The 20253-nt window shown below is 64.4% G+C and carries 21 protein-coding genes; 8 read left to right on the forward strand and 13 right to left on the reverse strand.

Annotated features, from left to right (window positions below):
* Nucleotides 1-2: 2 nt before the first annotated feature.
* The 8 genes from AB6802_RS28665 to AB6802_RS28700 all read right to left on the reverse strand — a co-directional run bounded on the left by AB6802_RS28665 (nucleotide 3) and on the right by AB6802_RS28700 (nucleotide 8496).
* Entirely contained in the window at nucleotides 3-1757 is a 1755-nt protein-coding gene (locus AB6802_RS28665; protein WP_371013576.1) for an FAD-dependent oxidoreductase, read from the reverse strand.
* The gene (locus tag AB6802_RS28670) at nucleotides 1750-2838 is read right to left on the reverse strand and encodes a branched-chain amino acid ABC transporter permease (RefSeq protein WP_371013577.1); all 1089 of its coding nucleotides are present in this window, start codon (nucleotides 2836-2838) and stop codon (nucleotides 1750-1752) included. The genes AB6802_RS28665 and AB6802_RS28670 overlap by 8 nt, the downstream gene beginning before the upstream one ends.
* A 1-nt stretch (nucleotide 2839) precedes the next feature.
* Nucleotides 2840-3703, reverse strand: coding sequence for a branched-chain amino acid ABC transporter permease (locus AB6802_RS28675; RefSeq protein WP_371013578.1), 864 nt, complete (start codon nucleotides 3701-3703; stop codon nucleotides 2840-2842).
* Complete coding sequence (locus AB6802_RS28680; RefSeq protein ID WP_371013579.1) at nucleotides 3700-4410, reverse strand: ABC transporter ATP-binding protein; 711 nt, start codon at nucleotides 4408-4410, stop codon at nucleotides 3700-3702. Before AB6802_RS28680 ends, AB6802_RS28675 begins: the two co-directional genes overlap by 4 nt.
* Entirely contained in the window at nucleotides 4410-5129 is a 720-nt protein-coding gene (locus tag AB6802_RS28685) for an ABC transporter ATP-binding protein (RefSeq protein WP_371013580.1), read from the reverse strand. The genes AB6802_RS28680 and AB6802_RS28685 overlap by 1 nt, the downstream gene beginning before the upstream one ends.
* 154 nt (nucleotides 5130-5283) lie before the next feature.
* Nucleotides 5284-6561 (reverse strand): ABC transporter substrate-binding protein, encoded by a 1278-nt coding sequence (locus AB6802_RS28690; protein WP_371013581.1) that lies wholly within the window; start codon nucleotides 6559-6561, stop codon nucleotides 5284-5286.
* A 22-nt stretch (nucleotides 6562-6583) separates the two neighbouring features.
* Entirely contained in the window at nucleotides 6584-7645 is a 1062-nt protein-coding gene (locus AB6802_RS28695) for a maleylacetate reductase (protein ID WP_371013582.1), read from the reverse strand.
* Nucleotides 7642-8496, reverse strand: a complete 855-nt coding sequence (locus AB6802_RS28700; protein ID WP_371013583.1) for a dioxygenase — start codon at nucleotides 8494-8496, stop codon at nucleotides 7642-7644. Before AB6802_RS28700 ends, AB6802_RS28695 begins: the two co-directional genes overlap by 4 nt.
* Before the next feature lie 78 nt (nucleotides 8497-8574).
* On the opposite strand from AB6802_RS28700, the gene AB6802_RS28705 reads away from it, so the two are divergent.
* Entirely contained in the window at nucleotides 8575-9525 is a 951-nt protein-coding gene (locus AB6802_RS28705; RefSeq protein WP_371013584.1) for a LysR family transcriptional regulator, read from the forward strand.
* Between the two features lie 5 nt (nucleotides 9526-9530).
* Here the strand turns inward: AB6802_RS28705 and AB6802_RS28710 are convergent, their stop codons facing one another.
* Nucleotides 9531-10070, reverse strand: coding sequence for an Lrp/AsnC family transcriptional regulator (locus AB6802_RS28710; RefSeq protein ID WP_371013585.1), 540 nt, complete (start codon nucleotides 10068-10070; stop codon nucleotides 9531-9533).
* 48 nt (nucleotides 10071-10118) lie between these two features.
* On the opposite strand from AB6802_RS28710, the gene AB6802_RS28715 reads away from it, so the two are divergent.
* Nucleotides 10119-11297 carry an MFS transporter gene (locus AB6802_RS28715; RefSeq protein WP_371013586.1) on the forward strand — a complete coding sequence of 393 codons (1179 nt, stop codon included), beginning with the start codon at nucleotides 10119-10121 and terminating at the stop codon, nucleotides 11295-11297.
* A gap of 13 nt (nucleotides 11298-11310) precedes the next feature.
* On the opposite strand, the gene AB6802_RS28720 is transcribed toward AB6802_RS28715, so the two are convergent.
* The 3 genes from AB6802_RS28720 to AB6802_RS28730 form a co-directional block, all read right to left on the reverse strand.
* Nucleotides 11311-12216 carry a sigma-70 family RNA polymerase sigma factor gene (locus AB6802_RS28720; RefSeq protein WP_371013587.1) on the reverse strand — a complete coding sequence of 302 codons (906 nt, stop codon included), beginning with the start codon at nucleotides 12214-12216 and terminating at the stop codon, nucleotides 11311-11313.
* A gap of 60 nt (nucleotides 12217-12276) precedes the next feature.
* Nucleotides 12277-12732, reverse strand: a complete 456-nt coding sequence (locus tag AB6802_RS28725; protein WP_371013588.1) for a GFA family protein — start codon at nucleotides 12730-12732, stop codon at nucleotides 12277-12279.
* Between the two features lie 101 nt (nucleotides 12733-12833).
* Complete coding sequence (locus AB6802_RS28730; RefSeq protein WP_371013610.1) at nucleotides 12834-13373, reverse strand: dihydrofolate reductase family protein; 540 nt, start codon at nucleotides 13371-13373, stop codon at nucleotides 12834-12836.
* Between the two features lie 155 nt (nucleotides 13374-13528).
* Here AB6802_RS28730 and AB6802_RS28735 point away from each other — a divergent pair, with 155 nt between their 5' ends.
* The gene (locus tag AB6802_RS28735) at nucleotides 13529-13951 is read left to right on the forward strand and encodes a GNAT family N-acetyltransferase (protein WP_371013589.1); all 423 of its coding nucleotides are present in this window, start codon (nucleotides 13529-13531) and stop codon (nucleotides 13949-13951) included.
* On the opposite strand, the gene AB6802_RS28740 is transcribed toward AB6802_RS28735, so the two are convergent.
* The gene (locus AB6802_RS28740; RefSeq protein WP_371013590.1) at nucleotides 13948-15063 is read right to left on the reverse strand and encodes an anhydro-N-acetylmuramic acid kinase; all 1116 of its coding nucleotides are present in this window, start codon (nucleotides 15061-15063) and stop codon (nucleotides 13948-13950) included. The genes AB6802_RS28735 and AB6802_RS28740 overlap by 4 nt on opposite strands.
* Before the next feature lie 203 nt (nucleotides 15064-15266).
* On the opposite strand from AB6802_RS28740, the gene AB6802_RS28745 reads away from it, so the two are divergent.
* The 5 genes from AB6802_RS28745 to AB6802_RS28765 all read left to right on the forward strand — a co-directional run bounded on the left by AB6802_RS28745 (nucleotide 15267) and on the right by AB6802_RS28765 (nucleotide 20201).
* A complete protein-coding gene (locus tag AB6802_RS28745) occupies nucleotides 15267-15950 on the forward strand; it encodes an SDR family NAD(P)-dependent oxidoreductase (RefSeq protein ID WP_371013591.1) in 684 nt (227 codons plus the stop codon).
* 207 nt (nucleotides 15951-16157) lie between these two features.
* Complete coding sequence (locus AB6802_RS28750; protein ID WP_371013592.1) at nucleotides 16158-16988, forward strand: substrate-binding periplasmic protein; 831 nt, start codon at nucleotides 16158-16160, stop codon at nucleotides 16986-16988.
* Between the two features lie 2 nt (nucleotides 16989-16990).
* The gene (locus AB6802_RS28755; RefSeq protein ID WP_371013593.1) at nucleotides 16991-18358 is read left to right on the forward strand and encodes a dicarboxylate/amino acid:cation symporter; all 1368 of its coding nucleotides are present in this window, start codon (nucleotides 16991-16993) and stop codon (nucleotides 18356-18358) included.
* Entirely contained in the window at nucleotides 18355-19149 is a 795-nt protein-coding gene (locus AB6802_RS28760; protein ID WP_371013594.1) for an aspartate/glutamate racemase family protein, read from the forward strand. The genes AB6802_RS28755 and AB6802_RS28760 overlap by 4 nt, the downstream gene beginning before the upstream one ends.
* 212 nt (nucleotides 19150-19361) lie before the next feature.
* Nucleotides 19362-20201 carry a MetQ/NlpA family lipoprotein gene (locus AB6802_RS28765; RefSeq protein WP_371013595.1) on the forward strand — a complete coding sequence of 280 codons (840 nt, stop codon included), beginning with the start codon at nucleotides 19362-19364 and terminating at the stop codon, nucleotides 20199-20201.
* The last annotated feature ends 52 nt before the right edge of the window (nucleotides 20202-20253 follow it).

The raw sequence follows: 20253 nt of genomic DNA on the forward strand, positions 1-20253 counted from the left end.
CCTCACAAGGCCAGAACGGATTTGAGCGCCCGGCGCAGCTCGGCGACCGGATCGTCGGCGATCATCTCGCTGCGCCAGCAGACATGCTGATCGGGCCTTGTCAGCACGATGCCGCTGTCGCGAACCTGGCGCAGATTGGCCCAGTCGCCGGTCAGGTCCTGCCAGACCTGCCGCGGCCCGATGATATGCGCGTTGATGTCGATGCCGAGCTCCTTGGCCAGCGCCTTGGCGGCGTCGGCCCAGCCCTTGCCGCCAATGCCGGTGAAGACGGTGAAGCGGCCTTTGCCGCAAAGGTCGAGCGTCGAGGCCTTGGCGCCGCCTTCGCCGAACACCCAGGCATGCGGCAGCCGCGCGCCCGGCCATGTCGTCGGCTGATAGTGCAGCTCGGCATCTTTTTCGAAGGCCGGTTCCTTCTGTCCGTCGCTTAAGATAGCCGCCGAGCGGTAGCGCTGGTTCATCTCGACGCCATGCGCGTCGAACTCGTAGACCTTGTAGGCGATGGTCTCGCGGATCCTGCGCCTTTGTTCCTCGGCCGCCGGGGTGTCGTCGCAGCGCGCGTCCATGTTCTGCTGCATCTTAACCGGATCGATCGAATCGAGCAGTCCCAGCGCCTTGAAGATCGGTCCGAACTCCTCGATCGACTTGTTGGCGCGGGTCACGATCTGCTTGGCAATCGGCGCGCGCTCGACCTGGAAACTGTCGAGCAGTTTTGCACCCGCCTTGCCGCCAAGCACATAGGCGATCTTCCAGGCGAGGTTGAAGGCGTCCTGGATCGAGGTATTGGAGCCGAGCCCGTTGGACGGCGGATGGCGATGCGCGGCGTCGCCCATGCAGAAGACGCGACCGTTCTGCATGGTTGTCGCGTACATGTTGTTCACCGTCCAGGTCGAGACCTGGAGGATATCGATGTCGAGTTCCGGATCGCCGACCAGATCGCGCGCGACCTTGGTGGCGAAGGCCTTGTCGACCACCGGCGCCGGCTGGTTGATGTCGTAACCCCAGACGATCAGCCATTCGTTCCAGGGCCGCACCATGCGCACCAGACCCATGCCGATGCCGCCGACATCAGCGCCGGGCTGCACCACCCAGTAGAGCACCGACGGGCGGTGCGCGACATATTTGGAGAGGTCGGCCCGGAACAGGATGTTCATCGAGCCGCCAACGCCCATCTTGCCTTCGAAGGTCAGGCCGGCGTCCTCGGCGACCTTGGAATTGCCGCCGTCGGCGCCGATCAGATATTTCGAGCGAATGGTGAAGTCCTTGCCGGTCAGCCGGTCGCGGCAGGTCGTCGTCACGCCGTCCGCGTCCTGGACGTGGCTCAGATACTCGACCGACATGCGCCCCTGCGTGCCGCGCGAGCAGGCCGTCTTGTAGAGCAGCGGCTCCATGAAGGTCTGCGGCAGGTCGTTCATCCGCGACGGCGAGGAGAGCTGATGTTCGGCGCGCGAATTCGGATGCTTGCCCCAGGTCTTCAGCCGGCCGATCTCCTCGCCGGCCAGCGAGGTGCAGAACACGTTCTCGCCCATCAGATCCTGCTCGGCGGCGAACATATAGGCCTCGTCCTCGACATCGCGGCCGAGATCGCGCAGCACCTCCATGGTGCGCTGGTTGGTGATGTGCGCGCGTGGCGTGTTCGCCAGCCAGCGATAGCGGTTGATCACCATGTTCTCGACGCCGTAGCTGGCAAGCAGCGCTGCCGTGGCCGAGCCCGCCGGCCCGGTGCCGATGATCAGAACGTCGGTGATGATGTCAGCCATGCGTGCCTCCCGTGGCGGTCTTTGTCGCTGATGCGCCCGTCAGCATGCGACGGACGGGAAAGAGTTGGATACCGGTGCGGTCCGCAAACAGGCCCCACAAGCCGCGCGGCGCCACCAGCATCACCACGATGCCGATCATGCCGAGGATGAGCAGGTACCAGGAGCCGTAATCGGCGAGCACGTTGCGCAGAACGAAGAAGACCACGATGCCGACGATCGGTCCTTCGATGGTGCCGATGCCGCCGATCACGACGATGAAGATGACATAGGCCGTCCAGTCGGTGACCGAGAAAGCGGCATCCGGCGAGATGCGCGCCTTCTGCACATAGATCAGCGCGCCGGTGATGCCGCTGACCAGGCCCGCGAGCAGATAGACGGTCGACTTCATCCAGCGCGGGTCGACGCCGACGGAGCGCGCCGCCTCCTGGTTGTCCCGGACGGCGGCGAGACCGAGGCCCTGCCTGGAGCGCAGCAGCCGGTGGATGAACAGGATCGTGGCGGCGGCCAGGATAAGCGCCAGCCAGTAGCAGAGCACATCGGTCGCCTGCGAAGCGCGCCACCCGAACAGATCGGCGATATACTTCACGCCAAACATGTCGCGCGTCGAACCCGAGGGCAGCGAGGTTCCGGTGCCGCCGCCAAGCGCTTTCCATTGCGCGAAGGAAAGCCGCACCACTTCGGCGATCACCCAGGTGCCGATGGCGAAATAGGCGCCTTGCAGCCGAAACACGAAGAAGCCGGTCGGGATGGCGAGCAGCGCCGCCAGCAAGCCGGCGAGTACGATGCCGACCAGCGGATCGAGGCCGAACAGGATGACGGTGGCGAACATCGTGTAGGCGCCGAAGCCGACAAAGGCCTGTTGGCCGACCGAGACCAGCCCGGCGAAACCGGCGAGCAGATTCCAGCACTGGGCGAGCACCAGCATGGTCAGGATGAAGAACAGGTCCTGGATCACCGCGCGCGAGGCAAACAGCGGCGCTGCGAAGCCGATCGCCAGCACCGCGACGGCAATCACCAGGAACGCCGACGATAGCCGCGTGCGCGTCTCGACTTTGAAGCTTGGTAGTGCCTCGACCGCCATCTCAGTCCACCGCCCTTGGAAACAGCCCGCGCGGCCGCGCCAGCAGCACCAGCAGGAAAGCGATGTGCCCGGCCAGGATCTGCCATTCCGGATTGATCGAAGCGCCGGCGGTCTGCGCGACACCGATGATGATGCCGCCGGCCAGCGTTCCCCAGAACGAGCCGAGGCCGCCGATGATCACCGCCTCGAAGGCGTAGATCAGCCGCGCCGGGCCGATGGTCGGATCGAAATTGGCGCGCGTGCCGAGATAGAGCGCGGCGATCGTCACCACCACCATGGCAAGTCCGGTGGCGATGGCAAAGATGCGGTCCGGGCGGATGCCCATCAGGCCTGCGGTGACGCGGTCGTCGGAAGTGGCTCGAAAGGCGCGGCCGAGCGATGTGCGATAGAAGATCAGGTTGAGCCCGACGATCACCGCGATCGCCGACAGGAAGGTGAGCAGCGGCATGGTGCCGATACTGATCGGGCCAAGCCGCAGCGACGCGGTCTCCAGCGCACCGACCGAGATGCGACGGCTGTCGGCGGAGAAGCGTTCGAGCAGTGCGTTCTGGATGACGATCGACAGGCCGAAGGTGACGAGCAGCGGCGGCAGGATATCAGTACCGAGCGTGCGGTTGAGCACCAGATATTGCAGCGCGAAGCCGAGCCCGAACATCACCGGCATTGCAATCAGCGCGGCGACGAACGGGTTCAGCCCCAGCGCCGTCACCAGCACCAGGATCAGGAAAGCGGCGAGCACGATGAAGTCGCCATGCGCGAGATTGACCAGCCGCATGATGCCGAAGACGAGGGCGAGGCCAGCGGCGAACAGCGCATAGAGGCCGCCGAGCAACACGCCCTGGACGATGGTGTCGAGCCAGATCATTGCGTCGTCGCCCCGAAATAGGCGGCATGGATGTCGTCGCGGCTGATCGCGCCTGGCCTGCCGGAAAGCGTGATGCGCCCTTCCATCATGCAATAGACCCGGTCCGCCACTTTCAGCGCCTGGCCGATATCCTGCTCGACGATGACGATCGGCGCGCCGGCGGCGCGGATTTTTGGAAAGGCGGCGTAGATGTCCTTGATCACCACCGGCGCCAGGCCGAGGCTGATCTCGTCGCACAAAAGCACGCGCGGATTGGACATCAGTGCGCGGCCGATCGCCACCATCTGCTGCTGTCCGCCGGAAAGCGCGGTGCCCGGATTGTGCCGGCGCTCCTTCAGGATCGGGAAGAGGTCGTAGACCGTCTCCAGCGACCAGGCGCCGGGAACCGAGCGGCCATACCGGCCGATCAGGAGGTTCTCCTCGACCGAGAGCGACGGGAACAGCTTGCGCCCCTCCGGCACCATGGCGATGCCGCGCGCGACGATCTCGGGCGCCGGCAGCGCGCCGATCGGCCGGCCGTCGAACAACACCTGGTCGGCGCCGTTGGCCAACACGCCGGAGATCGAGCGCAGCAGCGTCGACTTGCCGGCGCCGTTGGCGCCGATGATCGCCACCGTCTCGCCGGTATCGAGCGCCACATCGACGCCGAACAGCGCCTGGAAGTCGCCGTAGAACGCCGTCAGGCCTTTTGTCTCGAGCAGCGCCATCAGACCTCGATCCCGAGATAGATTTCGCGCACCGCCTGCGAGGCCATGATCTCGTCCGGCCTGCCGATGCCGATCACCTTGCCGAAATTGAGCACCAGCAGCCGGGAGACCACCGAGTTCAACGCGTGCAGCACATGCTCGATCCAGATGATCGAGGCGCCGCGGCGGTGGATCGCCTGGACGGTCTCGACGAGCTGATGGCATTCGCCTTCCGTCAGGCCGCCTGCGATCTCGTCGAGCAGCAGCACCCTGGGCCGGGTGGCGAGCGCGCGGGCAAGCTCCAGCCGCTTGCGGTGCAGCAGGCTGAGGCTGCCGGCCGGCTGGTTGGCGCGGTTGAGCAGTCCGGTCTCGGCGAGGATCGCGGCGCAGTCGTCCGACACTTCGCTCTCGCGCTTGCGCGCGCCGAAGGTCGCCGCCACCAGCAGATTCTCGAACACGGTCAGCTTCTCGAAAGGTTGCGGGATCTGGAAGGTGCGCCCGATGCCGGCAAGACAGCGCGCCATCGGCGGCTGCCGCGTGACGTCGGCGCCATCGAACGTCACCTGGCCGGCATCGACGCGGATGTTGCCGGTGATCAGGTTGAACAGCGTCGACTTGCCGGCGCCGTTCGGCCCGATGATGCCCAGCGCCTCGCCATCTTCGAGCGCGAACGAGATGTTATCGGCGACGGTCAGCGCGCCGAAGCTTTTCGAGACGTTGTCGAGGGCGAGGATGGGCATAGCTAGCCTTTCTTCTCCCCGTTTACGGGGAGAAGATGCCGGCAGGCAGATGAGGGGCGGCGCCACCCTTTCAGAACTCGGCGTCGCCCCTCATCCGACCCTTCGGGCCACCTTCTCCCCGTGAACGGGGAGAAGGAAAGATTGGCAACCCCGCTCATGCGATCGCTTCCATCTTGCCGCCGGTCGGAATGTTCGGCGCCGTCTTGTTTTCGGTGATGACGAGGTCGTAGCCGCCGCCGTCCTTCAGCCGCCACTGGCCGCCGACCAGCGGAGTCTTGGCGACGTTCTTGGCCGCGAAGGGTGGCAGATTGGCGCCGTTCCAGGCGATCGGGCCGACGATGGTGTCGAGCTTGGTCGCGGCAATCGCGTTGATTACGGCGGCATTGCCGCCAGCGTCTGCCCGCTTCATCACATCGGCGGCGAGCTCGAACAGCGCGTGCACGAAGCCGATCGGCTGCGTCCACGGCCTGCCGATGGCCTTGGTGAAACCTTCCGCCAACTGCGCCGAGCTGTCGCCGGTCAGCGACGATTTGAACGGATGGCTCGGCGTCCACCAGACTTCAGACGAAAGATTGTTGCCGGTCTTGCCGAGCGCTTCGACCGCCTGTGGGAACAGGATCGCCTTGCCGATCGAGGCGACCTTCGGCTTGAAGCCCTGCTGCTGCGCCTGGTTCCAGAAGGTGGTGAAATCGGGCGGGATCATCACGCCGGTGATGATCTCGCAGCCCGCCGACTTGAACGCGTTGATCTGCGCCGAGAAATCGTCGGTGAGGTTCTGGTAGCGGCCGGGATCGTTGAGCGTGTAGCCGCCCTTGTCCAGCACCGGCGGGAAGCCGACGACCTTGTCGCCCCAGGCATTGCCATCGCCGTCATTGGGGAACAGGCCGCCAACCTTCTTGTTGGTTTCGACCTGCGCCCACATGTTGGTGTACACGGCGATCACATCCTCGAGCCCCCAGAAGAAATGGAAGGCGCTCTTGAACGGCTTCCACGAGGCCGGATCAGCCGGGTTGCCTTGCTGGCCGATGAACCATGGCTGCCATGGCGCGACGGTGGAAATACAGGGAACTTCTTCCGCCTCGCAGGTGGTGGTGACCGGATTGGTCGTCTCCGGCGTCGAGGCGACCAGCATCAGGCTGATCTCGTCGTCTACGATCAGCTGCTTGGCGACCTCAGCCGCGCGGTTGGGGTTGGACTGGCTGTCCTTGACCACCACCTCATAATCGAGCCCGGCGGCCTTGGTTGCCGTCAGGAAACCGTCGATGATGAATTTGTCGGCCTCGGCGAAAGCGGCGAGCGGTCCGGTCTGCGGACTGACATAGCCGAGCTTGATGGTGGCGCCCCTGGCGAGCGCCGGCATGGCAAGCCCACCCGTGCCGGCGAGTAATCCGGTGGCGGCGGCGGTCTTCAGCAATTCACGTCTGGTAATCATCTTGTTCTCCTCCCGATAGAACTCAATGCGGTGGGCGTTCTCCCTGCCATGCGCTCTGCAACAGCGAGCGGATGGCCGCGCGGTCGAACGTCCGCGGATTGGGGTAGGGGCTTCTCGTCGCGATCTCGGCCGCGCGGTCGAGGTCGCTTTCCTTCAGCCCGAAATCCTTGAGCGCCAGGGGCGAGCCGATCGACTTGGCGAAATCGTAAAGCGCCTGTCCGGGCGAACCGCCGAAGATCTCGGCCACCGGCCGCAAAAGCTCGGGCACGGCAATCGCATTGAAGCCGATCGTGTGCGGCAGCATGACCGCATGCGTCTCGGCATGCGGCGTGTCGAAGCTGCCGCCCAGCGTGTGGCAGATCTTGTGATGCAGCGCCATCGCGACCTGGCCAAGCACCGTACCGCAAAGCCAGGCGCCGTAGAGTGCCTTGGCGCGCGCCTCGCCATCGCGCGGGCTGGCGACGATCACGGGCAGCGCGTCCTTCAGCGCGCGCATGCCCTCGGTCGCCATCATCGAGGTGATCGGATTGCGGTCCTCGGCATAGAGCGCTTCAGCGGCATGGGCGATGGCGTTGAGCCCGCTGGTCACGCTCATGCCGACCGGCAAGCCGAGCGTCAGCTCCGGGTCGTAGATCACCACTTCGGGCAACACTTTCGGGCTGCGCAGCGTCGTCTTGGCGCCACCCTCCGTCTGACCAAGGATCGGCGTCACTTCTGAGCCGGCATAGGTGGTCGGGATGACGATCTGGGCGATGTCGGTGCGGTAGGCGATCGCCTTGCCGAGCCCGGTCGTCGATCCGCCGCCGAGCGACACCACGCAATCGGCTTTGAGTTCGGCGGCCTTGGCCACCGCGCGCTCGGTGACATCGACCGGTGTGTGCATCGTGGCGCCGGAGAATGTGCCGACGCAAAGTGCGCCAAGCCGCTCGGCCAGCGCATCGGCATCCCGGGCCTGCTGCGGTGTCGACAGCACGAGGGCGCGGCGACATCCAAGAGCTTCGATGTGCACGGCGGCACGCGCCGAAGCGCCATTGCCGAAGACGATGCGGGCGCTGCTGCCTTGGTAGGTGAAGCCCTGCGTCATGCCGCGCGCCGCTCCTTCCTGGCCCGCACCATCACGAAGCTGAAGTCGAGCGTCCAGTGCGCGTCCTGCTTGCGGAAAGCGCCGAGCAGTTCCTGCTTGACGCCGAACAGCGCGTCCTCGTCCACGAGCGGATCGCCGGCGTCATAGACATGCGTGCTGATGGTCTCGAAGCCTTCGGCCTTGACGATGAAATGCAGATGTGCCGGTCGCCGCAGCGGATAGCCGATGCCGCCGAGCATCTCGCCGACCGGCCCGTCGGCCGGCACTTCATAGCCACAAGGCCTGACGGTCCTGTAGTGGAAGGAGCCGTCCTTGCCGGTCTCGAACACGCCGCGCAGGTTGAATTCCGGCTGCAGGTCGGGCTGCTGGTTTTCGTAAAACCCTTGAGCGTTGGCCTGCCAGGTTTCGATCGTGGCAGCAGCGACCGGCTCGCCATCGAGATCGGTGACGCGGCCATGGACCCGCAACGGCTCCCCCTTGCCGTCGAGCGAGATGTTGGCGCCAAGCGGCAAGCGAGGCGCGTCGGCACGATAAAACGGCCCGCGCACCGTGTTGGGCGTGGCGCCTTTCGGCCGGCGCGAATTGATCTCCTCGACCAGCGCGGTGACGCCGAGCAGGTCGGACAGCAACACCCATTCCTGACGCTTGTCGTCGCTGGCATGGCCGACTTCGGTGAGGAATTTGATGGCCTGCCGCCAGTCGTCGGCGGTGGGGCGGGTTTCGCGCACCGCAAGATGCAGATGCTCGACCAGGGAAATGAGGAATTTTGGCAAAGCTCCGTCAGCGCGCTGCTTCAGCCGCTCGACGACAAGCTCGGCCGAATTCGCTTCGTTGAACCAGGTGCCTGCCATGCTTCCTCCTATGCTGAAGCTAGCAGGTCATCACGTAGCGCTTGATGATTTCTCAGCGAGTTAATATAGCAATTTGCTATGAAGCTCGACGAACGTCATCTCGTTCAGTTGGCCGCGGTGGTTCAGGCCGGCGGCGTCACCGAGGGCGCGGCCATGCTGGGCCTCACGCAGCCGGCGGTTTCGCGCACGCTGTCCATGCTGGAAAAACGTCTCGGCGAGCCGCTGTTTCTGAAGGGCAGGCGGCCGCTGCAGCCGACGCCGCTCGGGCGCGCCTTGGCCGATCATGGCCAGGCCATGCTGGTGGCCTCGCGCAAGGCCTCGTCGCTGGTCGAGCATTTCCGCCAGGGCCGCACCGGCGTGGTCCGCGTCGGCGGCACGCCCTTCTTCATGGATGCGCTGATCTCCGGCATGATCGCCGAGTTCCAGAACGCCTCGCCGGATGTGCGCGTCGACCAGAGCTACGGTTATCTGCCGGATTTGCGCGAGGCATTGAACGCCGACCGCATCGACCTTGCCATCTGCCCGATCGACATGCTCGATGAAGGTTCCGGCATGCGCTTCCAGGAGATCCTTCCGGGGCGCAACGTCGTCGCCTGCCGCTCCACGCATCCGCTGCTCTTGAAGCGCAAGCTCCATCCGGCCGAACTGCTCGACTATCCCTGGATCGCGCCGCCGCCCGGCAGTCCGCTGCTTGCCGACCTGCGCAGCCTGGCGCTGTCGCTCGGCGCGACCGAGATCAAGATCCGTTACGCTGGCGGCTCGCTGACCAGCGCCGTCAATTACATGAAAGCGAGCGATGCGCTCACCATCCTGCCGCACAGCGTTGTCTTTGCCTTTCGCACGGAAAAGGCGATCACCGCGCTGCCGGTCAACATCCCGCATCCCGAACGCGCGCTCGGCCTGCTCTCCCGCACCGAGGATCTGCGCGCCCCGGCGGTGGAGGCGTTTTCCGCCCATATCCGTAAGAGCTTCGAAAACCTGAAACACCTGATCAAGCGCCACGAGCAGGCCGTGGTCTGGGGCTTGTGAGCTTCCTAGTATACGGGCGTCGCCATATGCTTGGGCGCCGGCCACTCGGCCGTGATCTCCGGCTGCACCGGGCGCTCGAGATAGGTCGACAGCACCACGTAGCTGCGCGTCGAGGTGACGCCCGGTGTGTCGTAGAGCCGCGCCAGCAGCCCTTCGAGCGCTCGTGTATCCTCGGTGCGCACCTTGAGGAGCATGCAGGTGTCGCCGGCCACCGTATGGATCTCCTCGACCTCAGGATATTTGGAGACTGCCATCAGCTCCGGCGTCTTGCCCCAGCCCCTGGTATCGATGTGCACGAAGGCAAGCAGCGGCTTCTTCACCGCGCGTGGGTCGATGATTACCGACGTGGCGCGGATGGCGCCGCCGCGCTTGAGCCGCTTGACCCGTTCATGCGCCGCCGGCGGCGACAGGCCGACGCGCTCGCCGAGTTCGGCGTAGCTGATGGTCGCATCGTCGACCAGAACGCCTAATATCTTTCGGTCTATAGGGTCGATGTCTCGGGTTGGTTGCCTGTTCCGCTGAATGTCATTTGTTTCTGCGTCCATATGGAAAATCTCCATTGATGCTGAATTTAATTCGGCCATTATGGCGATATGGCGAACGGTGATCAATCCGCAATTCTAGCAACGGCGCCGCGCGCGGCAATCCCGGCGGCGGCCTATCTGCTGACCGGCTGCATTGCCGTCATCGGCTCCAATTCGCTGGTTCTGGGCCCGATAGCGCCGGCGGTTGCCCAGTCCTTCAGCGCCAGCGTGCCGGCCGTGATGACGGCGGCCGCCGCCTTCGGTCTCGGCACTTCGGCCAGCGCGCTGTTCCTTGCCCGCTACATCGACAGGATTGGCGCTCGGCGCATTCTTCAGGGGGCATTGCTCCTGCTTGCGCTCGCATTGGTCGCCAGCGCACTCGCGCCGACGGTAATGTCGCTGGTGGCTGCCCAACTGGTCGCCGGTATTGCGGCTGGCCTCGCCATGCCGGCGATCTATGCCAGCGCCGCGGCGATCGCACCGCCTGGACGCGAGAGCGGCACGATCGGCGTCGTGCTCACCGGCTGGACGCTGTCGATGGTCGCCGGCGTCTCGCTGTCGGCCGTGCTTGCCGATCTCATCCATTGGCGCGCCGTCTTTGCCGCCGTGGCGTTGCTGGCTGCAGCCGCTGTCGCCGGTCTCGCGATGAGCTCGTTGCCCGACACACGCAAAAGCGGTCCAGCGCCGTCGCCGCTTGCAGCACTAGCCGTGCCAGGCATCCTGCCGCTCTTGATTGCCTGCGGCGCCTTCATGACCGCCTTCTATGGCGTCTATGGCTATCTCGGCGATCATCTCCATGAGGGCCTCGGCGAGTCGGTCAGCGCCAACGGCCTGGCGGCGATCGCCTATGGCCTCGGCTTCGGCGCGGCGGCCTTGCTCGACGGCGTCATTGATCGCATCGGCGCGCGCCGCGTCATGCCATTTGCCTATCTGCTGGTTGCCGCCGTCTATGTCGCCATCGCCATGACGAGCGGCGGCTTCGGCCTGCTGATTGCGGCGATCGCCGTCTGGGGCCTCGCCAACCATTTCGGCTTGAATGTTCTGGTCATGCGCCTCACCGCCCTCGACCCGTCGCGCCGCGGCACCATCATGGGGCTGAACAGCGCGGTCACCTATCTCGCCGTCACCGTCGGCACCGCGGCTTTCGGTCCGCTCTATACGAACCTCGGCTTCGCCAATTGCGCGCTGATCGCCGCCGTGCTGATGCTGGTGGCGGCTACCGCCGCGGCCTGGCGTTCGCCTGGCTGACCGGGCTGCGCCGTCAGCTCGCGATGGAGACCCTGCCTGCCGCCTTCAGCAGCCACGGACAGGCATAATAGTCGCTGATCTGTTGGATGGTGCCGTCGGCGGCTTCGATTCGGACCGGATAGGCCGGATACCAGCCGCTCTCGCCTTGGTGCAGCACAAGCAAGACGGTCTCGCCATCGACTGTGCCGATCGCCACTGCCCAGTTCGTCTTGCCGTTTTCATATTCGACGAAATAAGGCGATTGCGACAACGGGCCCTTGAAGCAATCCGAGACCTGCAATTGCGCGTCCTCGCTGGTCAGGGCCCGAACGCCATCCCAGTCCCGGCGGTTGAACAGTTCGACATAGCGCTGGAGCAATTTTACAAGCTGCGGATCCCGTCGTGGCTCGAGGCGGATCACTGGCTCGCTGGGCAATGCGGCGAGCTTGGCTCGCCCCCGGCTCAGCGCCGCCTTGACGCCGCCGACCGTCGAGCCGACGCGATCGGCGATCTCTTCCAGCGAATGATCGAAAACGTCCTTCAGCAAGACGCAGGCCCGCTCCTTCGGCGGCAAATGGATCACCAGCCGCTCGATAGCGCGATCGGCGCCCTGGCCGGCCGGCTCGACCGGCAGAACGATCTCGTCGACCGCGAGATTGGCCTCGGCGCGCTGGCGCGCCTGCCGGCTGCGCAGGAAATCGATGCAGCGGTTATGCGCGGTGCGAAACAGCCAGGGCCGAAGCGCGCGCGGATCATCGAGCTTGTCGATCTTGCGATAGATCTCGAACAGCGTTTCCTGCATGACGTCTTCGCCATCCAGCACGGAGCCCGTCATGCGCGCGCAATAGCGATGCAGCGGTCCACGCAAATACACAACCGTTTCCAGGAATGCGGCGTAGCGAACGTCGAAGAACCGGGTAGGCTCAAGTCTTGGCTGCATCTTCATGCCGTCCGGAACCTTGTCATGCGCGTGCTGCCCAGGCTGGCGATGCGACGCATCTTACATCGTCCTGATGTCATCGGGAGTCCGATCGAAGCGATCATGTCTGCCGTCGGCATACATTACTGGCGCCGCCGCCAGTTCATCCGGATCGACGCCGTCGAGCGCTGCGATCGGAATGGCGATGACGATGCCGCCCAGCATTGGAATATCGCCTCGCGCCGGCATCCGCGTGCCGCAGGTCGCGCAGAAATGATATTCGATGGTGGACCGCTCCTGGCCAGGCGGGATCCACTGATATTCGGTCTGCGCTTCGGCTCCGGACAGGAGCCGATAGTGTTGCGGGCCGACGAGCCCGATCCAGGAGCGCGTCTTGGTACATGTCGAACAATTGCATTTGACCGTTCCCTGGGCGAGGTCGATATCGGCCTCGAACCGGACTTTGCCGCAATGGCAGCTTCCTGCGTAGGTTTTCAGCATGTTTCCTCTCTCTCCGCGTTTTTTGTCGACCGGCACGGTCGCCGGTCTAACTCAAGGACGGACGCCGGCGAGAAAAGGATACGTGTCGCCAGAAGGATTCTTGCGGTCATGCATGGGGATCAATGCGCGCGCCAACGTCATTTCAGCACGCGATAGGTCAGCGTCACGACGCCGCTTTCGAACCGGTGTGTGTCCGTGAGTTCCAACCTGACCAGGGACGGATCGACGTCCTGGAACGCGCGCTTTCCGGCACCGACCCGCGTCGGCACGATCGACAGTTGATATTCATCGACGAGCTCGCTTGCGAGCAGGGCCTGATCGAATTGGCTGATCCCGTACTTCAAGATGTCGCCGCCATCCTGCGCCTTGATCGCGGCTAGACCGTCCGCGGCCTCGCCTTCGATCAGGGAAGCGTTCCAGCCAACCTCCTTCAAGGTCCGTGACGCGACCAGCTTTTTCATCCCGTTCATGCGGTCCATATACTTGCCCTGGATCTGCGGCCATCGGCTGGAGAACAGCTCGTAAGTCACGCGTCCAAGCAGGAAGTACTCCGCTTCGCCGGCTTTCCGGTAGGAATGCTCCAGCGCATCTCCGACAAAGAAGGGCGATGCCCAGTTCATGGGCGCCTCGACGACACCGTCGAGCGAAATGAAGCTGCCGACGATCAATTTCCTCATCAAAGTTTTTCCCGTTGCGTGGACACCCCCTAGGACGTACGAGGCGCGCCGTGGGATACGTGATGTGAGGAAATTTTTGCGGACCGTGGCCGGCTTGCCCAAACCTCCGGTCTTTCGATATGCCTTGGCCCAGGATCGGCCGGAGCGGAGATGCCATGAAGACGACGCTTGAGATCACCGCCGAACCCTTGGCCCAGGACCTCGCTTTGTTGAGCGAGAGCCTGACTGCCTTCAATGATCGCGATGTCGGCGCTTCAGGCCGAAAACCGCTGGCCGTCTTCGTGCGCGGTGAGGCTGGCGCGATGGTCGCCGGCATTTCCGGCTATACGGCCTGGGGCTGGCTCTATGTGCAGTGGCTGTGGGTCGATGAGAAGCTGCGCGGCCAGCGCGTTGCCGCCAGCATGCTCGACGCCGCCGAGCGGGAAGCGATGGCACGCGGCTGCCACGGCGCCTTGATCGACACGTTCAATCCGACCGCCGAGAAAGTTTATCGCCGCCAGGGCTATGAGCCGTTCGGGTCGCTGCCCGATTTCCCGGTCGGCCGCAGTCGTATCTTCCTGCAGAAGAAGTTGTCTTAACCCGCGAGCTTGCCGCCACGCATCGGCTCAGGCGCGCCGGTGGTGCTTGGGAAGCTGATCGGCAGGCCGCGCAGCACGCGCACGGCGAGGAAGGCAAAACACTCCGCTTCCACCGCATCGCCCTTCCAGCCAAGTGTCTCGGCCTGGACGACCTCGACGCCAGCGCGTTGGCCGAGCATTGCCATCATGGTCGGGTTGTGGCGGCCGCCGCCGCTCACCGCCAGCCGCCTCGGCCGGTACGGCAACAGGTCGAGCGCCTTGCCGACGGCAGAGACGGTGAAGGCCGTCAATGTCGCGGCGCCATCCTCGGCGCTCAATCCTTCCGCCATCGAAGCGGTGAAGTCGAAGCGATCGAGCGATTTCGGATAGGGTTTTGTCAGGTAAGAGTGCTGCAGCAGCCGCGCGAGCCGCGCCTCATCGACCTTGCCGGCGGCGGCCAGCTTGCCGTCGCGGTCCATTTCGCCGAGGCCCTTCGCCTTGATGAAATCGTTGACCGGCGCATTGGCCGGACCGGTGTCGAAAGCGACGATTGCGTCCTTGCCGTCCCACCAGGTGATGTTGCCGACGCCGCCGAGATTGAGGACGGCGGTGTCGCCGCTGGCGTCAGCCTCCTTAAGCAGCGCCGCGTGGTAGGCGGCGGCCAAAGGCGCGCCCTGGCCGCCCGCCGCCACGTCGGCCGAGCGGAAATCATAGGCGACCTGGGTGCCGAGAAGTGCTGCCATCAATTCGCCGTCGCCGAGCTGGCGCGTCCTGCCGATCTTTCCAGGCTGCGGCGCGCGGTGCAGCACCGTCTGGCCGTGGAAGCCGACGACGCCGATATCGGTCATGGTCATGCCCTGGCTCTCGACCAGGTTCCTGACCGCGACCGATTGCGCGCGCGTCAGCGCCTCCTCGGCCTCGCGGAAGATCGCCGGCTCGGGTCCGTCGAAATTCCAGGCGCGCGCCTGGCGCAGCGTCTCCTCTAAAAGCATGCGGATCGATTGCGGGTAGGGGGCCAAGGTGTAAGTGCCGGTGTCGGCGATACGCTCGCCGTCCGTCTTGATCAGCGCCACGTCGATATTGCCGTCAAGCACGGTGCCGGTCATCAGGCCGACGGCCCAGATTGGTTCCATGATCGTTCCTCGAATCACCCTTGATTCACGTTTCGGACGGATCGGCCCGGCAGGCAAGTCTTGGCGCCGCAGCCACGCAAGGTGGCCTTTTGCGCCAAACGGCGAAAATCGAGCAACCACGTCCTTGCCTCTTGCCGCCGAAGGCGCTTGTCTGCCCGATCGTCGGCGTCGGCCGAACAACCAGATTGCAAGGAGCAGATGTCATGGCAGCCAATGTCGCAGTGATCGCGGGTGCTGGAGCCGGGCTCAGCGCTTCGCTGGCGCGCCTTCTGAGCAAGGAAGGTCTTCACGTCGTGCTTGCCGCCCGCAATGTCGACAAGCTCGGCGCTCTCATCAAGGATACAGGTGCGTCAGCCGTGGAAACAGACGTCTCCGACGTCGCTTCCGTCGAAAGGCTGTTCGAAGCGGCCGACAAAGCCGGCCCGCTCGAGCTTGCCGTCTTCAACGCCAGCGGCCGCACCCGAGGCCCGATCGCCGAACTCGATCCCGAGGCCGTCAAGCAGTCGCTGCTGGTCGGCGCCTATGGCGGCTTCCTGGTCGGCCAGCACGCGGCGCGGCGGCTTCTCGCGCGCGGCTCGGGCTCGATCCTGTTCACCGGCGCCTCGGCAAGCATCAAGGGCTTCCCTGGCTCGGCCGGTTTCGCCATGCCGAAATTCGGCCTGCGCGGGCTGGCGCAGTCGATGGCGCGCGAACTCGGGCCAAAGAACATCCATGTCGCGCATTTCATCATCGACGGCCAGATCGCATCGTCTGCCCGGACGCCCGATCGGCCGGATAGCCATCTGTCGCCCGATGCGATCGCCGAAACCTATCTTGCGACACATCGCCAGCATCGCAGCGCCTGGAGCTTCGAGGTCGAACTGAGGCCATGGGTCGAGACGTTCTGACGGCTCCGCTCGATTGCCGCTTGAGGAAGATGATGCTCGCCCTTGAGGAGCAGGAATCATTAGTACTTTATAATATTCTGTAGTAACTCACCTCCATTCGCCACATAAAATGGCGCAATGTAAATATACCATTGTTTAACTTCGGCATGCATACTGCGGAATAGGCAGTCTTATCTGTTTGGCTATCCCCGCACGGTTCAGGAACGCATGCCGCTTACACGTCGTACCCTGCTTACAGCCGGAGGCGGCGGGCTGCTTATCGCGCAGGCGGCGGCCACGCCAGGGCAGGCGCAGGACATTCCGAAGCCAGTCGTGGACGACAACGGGCTGCGCATCGCCATGCCGGCCTTCGCCTCCGATCCGTTTTTTCCGGCCGACGGCTCGGGGGACAAGGGCATAGACATGGAACTCGCCCGCGGCATCGCCGCGGCGATTGGCGTCGTGCCGGTGTTCGATCGATCCGCCGCAACTTTCGACGGCATGGTGAAGCAGGTGAGTTCCGGTCAGGCGGACTTGGCTATCGGTAAACTCAGCCGAACCCTTCAGCGCGGCCGATCCATCGTCTACTCTCAGCCCTACGCCATGCTGCACCAGGGGCTCATCGCCAACCGCCTCAATCTGGCGCGGATCGCGCAAGGCAGGCCGCCGGAACAGATCATCCGCGATTTCTCGGGCGATCTCGGCGTGATCGAAGGCTCTTCCTTCGCCGCCTACGCGCCCTCGACCTTCCCGCACGCGCAAATCAGCCGCTTCGCGAGTTGGGACCTGGTCATCGACGCGATCCGCAACGGCACGATCGACATGGCCTATCGCGACGATTTCGAGATCAAGAAGCTGATGGTCGACGATCCGTCGATGACGGTCGTGGCGCGCTCGATCACGCTGACCGACAAGGTCGACACCATCGCGATTGGCGTGCGGCCGGACAATCCGCATCTGGCGGCCTTTGTCGATCTTTATCTCGATCTTGCGCGCGGTCGCCAGGTTCTCAACACCGACGAGATCATCGCGCGCTATCGCCAGGGGAGCAAAGCCTGACCATGGCGGTCTCCGAAGCAACTGCTGACCCACTATCTCTCGACTGGCGCCTCGCGGCGAAGCGCGTCCTGCGCTCGCCCCTGACGACGGTCATCATGATCCTGGCCGGGATTCTGTGCGGCCTCTACTATCCGGAGTTCGCCCACGCCATCAGCCCCGCCGCGCAGATCTATCTGAATTTCCTCAAGATGGTCGTGCTGCCTTACCTGGTCTCGTCCGTCATATTCTCGATCACGGCGATGGTGCAGGATCCGAAATCAGTCCGCTATCTCGGCAAGGTCGGCCTTGCCGTGCTGGTCGTATCTTTTCTCGCGGTAATGGTCAGCGGCACCTATTCGCTGATCCTGAAGCCGGGGCAGATCGAGAATCCGCAGTCGCGCATCGAGCTCGGCGAGTTCATCAATTCGCAGGGCAGCGTGTCCACCGATCTCGCATTCCCGTTCCAGCCGCCGCCGGCAAGCGCGGATCCGATTGGCGGACATTCGATCTTCATGGACCTGGTGCCGAACAACGTCTTCAACGCGCTGGCCTCGGGCCAGACCATCCAGGTCCTGCTGTTCTGCCTGCTTTTCGGATTGGCGATGGGCAAAGTCCCACAACCCTCGTCCATGAGCCTGTCGCAGGCGCTGAACGCGGTTTACCGGGCCTGCACGGTGCTGACCAACTGGTTCATCTGGGGCTTGCCGTTCGCGACCTTCATCCTAATCGCCGACCAGACCGCCTCGACGGGAACCAAGCCGCTCGCCTTGATGGGCGGCTACCTGCTCGTGATGGGGCTTTCATGCCTGACATTCCTGGCCGGCGCGTTTGCAGTCATCGCGATTCGGTCGCGCCGCAGCTACTGGACCACGATCAAGACCTGCCAGCCGCTTCTGATGGTCGCCATCACCACACGCTCTTCGGTCGCCTCGCTGCCATGGGTCATCAATCTGCTGGGCGAACGATTGCGCTTCAACCTGGTGGTCGTCGAACTGCTGGTGCCGCTGCAGGCCGCCCTGCTGCGAACTGGACCGGCGCTCGTCTACACCTCGGGCGCTCTGTTCATTGCCCAGCTCTACGGTCATCCGCTGGCGATCCCGGATCTTTTGCTCGTCGGCATCGTGTCGGCGCTTCTGGCCCTCACCACCGGCGGCATGGGCAGCCTGCTCATCATTTCCCAAATGGCCATCGTCTGCGGTTACCTCAAGCTTCCCTTCGAGGCAGCGTTCGCCCTGTTCGTCGCGGTTGATGCCGCGGTCGATACATTCATGACGCTCTCCAGCGTCTGCACCGTCGCGGCGAGCACGGCGATGATCGCGCCGAGCCACAGGGAGGCGGCGCAGTCCACTGAAGCGGCCTCGGCAGAGGCCGAAGCAGAGCCGGCCCGATGATCGACGAGACGATCCGCCCCCGGCTTGGCATCATCGGCGGCCTCGGACCGCTCGCGTCGGCTGATTTCTACTTCAAGCTGACCCGGATGACCGAGGCGCTTCGTGACAATGAACATGTGCCGGCCGTCATCCTCAGCGTCCCGCAATTGCCCGACAGGACCGAAGCGATCCTTGCCAACCATGACGGGCCGCTGGCGCCATTGAAAGCGGCGGTCTCGACGCTCAACGAACTCGGCGTCGATTGCATCGCCATGCCGTGCAACACCGCCCATCATTGGTTCGACAGGCTGGCGGCAAGCTCGCGGGCGGAAATCATCCATATCGGCGACGCGGTGGTGACTGAAATCCGCCGCCGCCTCGGCCGGGGCCGAGTTGCGAACCTCGCCACCCGGGGCACGCTCGTCTCGGGCTTCTATCAGGACAGGATAAAGGCGGGCGGCTTCGAGCCCTGCCTTCCGCCGGGCGCGGAGTTTCAGGAGCGCGTGGACAGCGCGATCGGCCTCGTCAAGGCAGGCTCGATCGCTAAAGCCGCGGCCGAGACCGAACGCGCGCTTGACCTCGCGCAGATGGCCGGCGCCGATGCGGCACTTCTGGGCTGCACCGAACTGTCGGTGGTGGCCGCCAGCTTGAGCGATTCGGCAGGATTGTTCGTCGTCGACAGCAATGCGGCCCTGGCGCGAGCCTGCCTGGCGCGATTAGGCTTCGGTTCGAGGGAAGCGAGAGGCCTGCCGACCCTGCCTCGCCTGCGGGGCAATGGCCGATTGTCGTGGCGCGCCGCACAGCGGGCCTGATAAGCGTCCGCCGCTTCGACTCTCGCCAGGTCAAAACCGGCGTGCCAGCAGGCTGTGTGCTCCCAGTGATAAAATCTTTGAGAGAATATTTCCCGGGCGTCGTTTGAGAAGAAAAGCGCTTCTTTGCCTAATGAGGCAGCATTGATGATCCTGAGATCAAGGCTTCGCATCCCGCCGGGCCGAACTGATTTCAGGATTTCAAGGAACGCATTATGTTCGACGCTTCAAATTCTCTCCTTACGTCAATCACCAGGCGCGCCGGACTTGCCGTGCTGCTCGCCACGACATTTGCCGTTGTCGGGCTCACCGCGCCGCCGTCCTTCGCCGAGGACAAGAAGGCGATCAAGGTCGGCATCATCAGCGGCGAGGACGAGGATGTGTGGCGCGTCGTCACCGCCGAGGCGGCCAAGAAAGGGCTGACGATCGAGACCGTCGTCTTCAACGACTACACCCAGCCCAATGAGGCGCTGGAGCGCGGCGAGATCGACGCCAACGCCTTCCAGCACAAGCCTTATCTCGACAACCAGATCAAGACGCAGGGCTACCACATCGTGCCGGTCGGCTATACAGGCGTCTGGCCGATCGGCCTCTATTCGAAGAAATTCACCAAGGTCGCGGACCTGCCGGAAGGCGCCGTCATCGGCCTGCCGAACGACCCCTCCAATGAGGGCCGCGCGCTGCACGTGCTGCAGAACGAAGGCGTGATCAAGCTGAAGGACGGCACCGGCATCCTGGCGACGACCGCCGACATTGCGGAGAACCCGAAGAAGGTCGAGATCAAGGAACTCGATGCCGGCATCGTCGGCCGCTCGGTCGAGGATCTCGACGCCGCCGTGGTCAACACCGACTGGGCGCTGAAGAGCGGCCTCGGTCCGGAAAACCGTATCGCGCAGGAACCGGTGGCCGATAATCCCTACCGCAACTTCATCGCCGTCAAGGCCGGCAACGAAAACGAGGCCTGGGTGAAGACGCTGGTCGCCTCCTACCAGAACGAAACGGTGAAGGCCGAATTCGACAAGGTCTACAAGGGCACCGGGATCAGCGCCTATTGATCGGGCATGGCTGACAAGAGCAGGCGGTCCGCTTTCGAGCGGGCCGCCAACG

Origin of the sequence: Mesorhizobium sp. RCC_202, from assembly GCF_041355295.1 — a bacterium.
Lineage (GTDB): Bacteria > Pseudomonadota > Alphaproteobacteria > Rhizobiales > Rhizobiaceae > Mesorhizobium.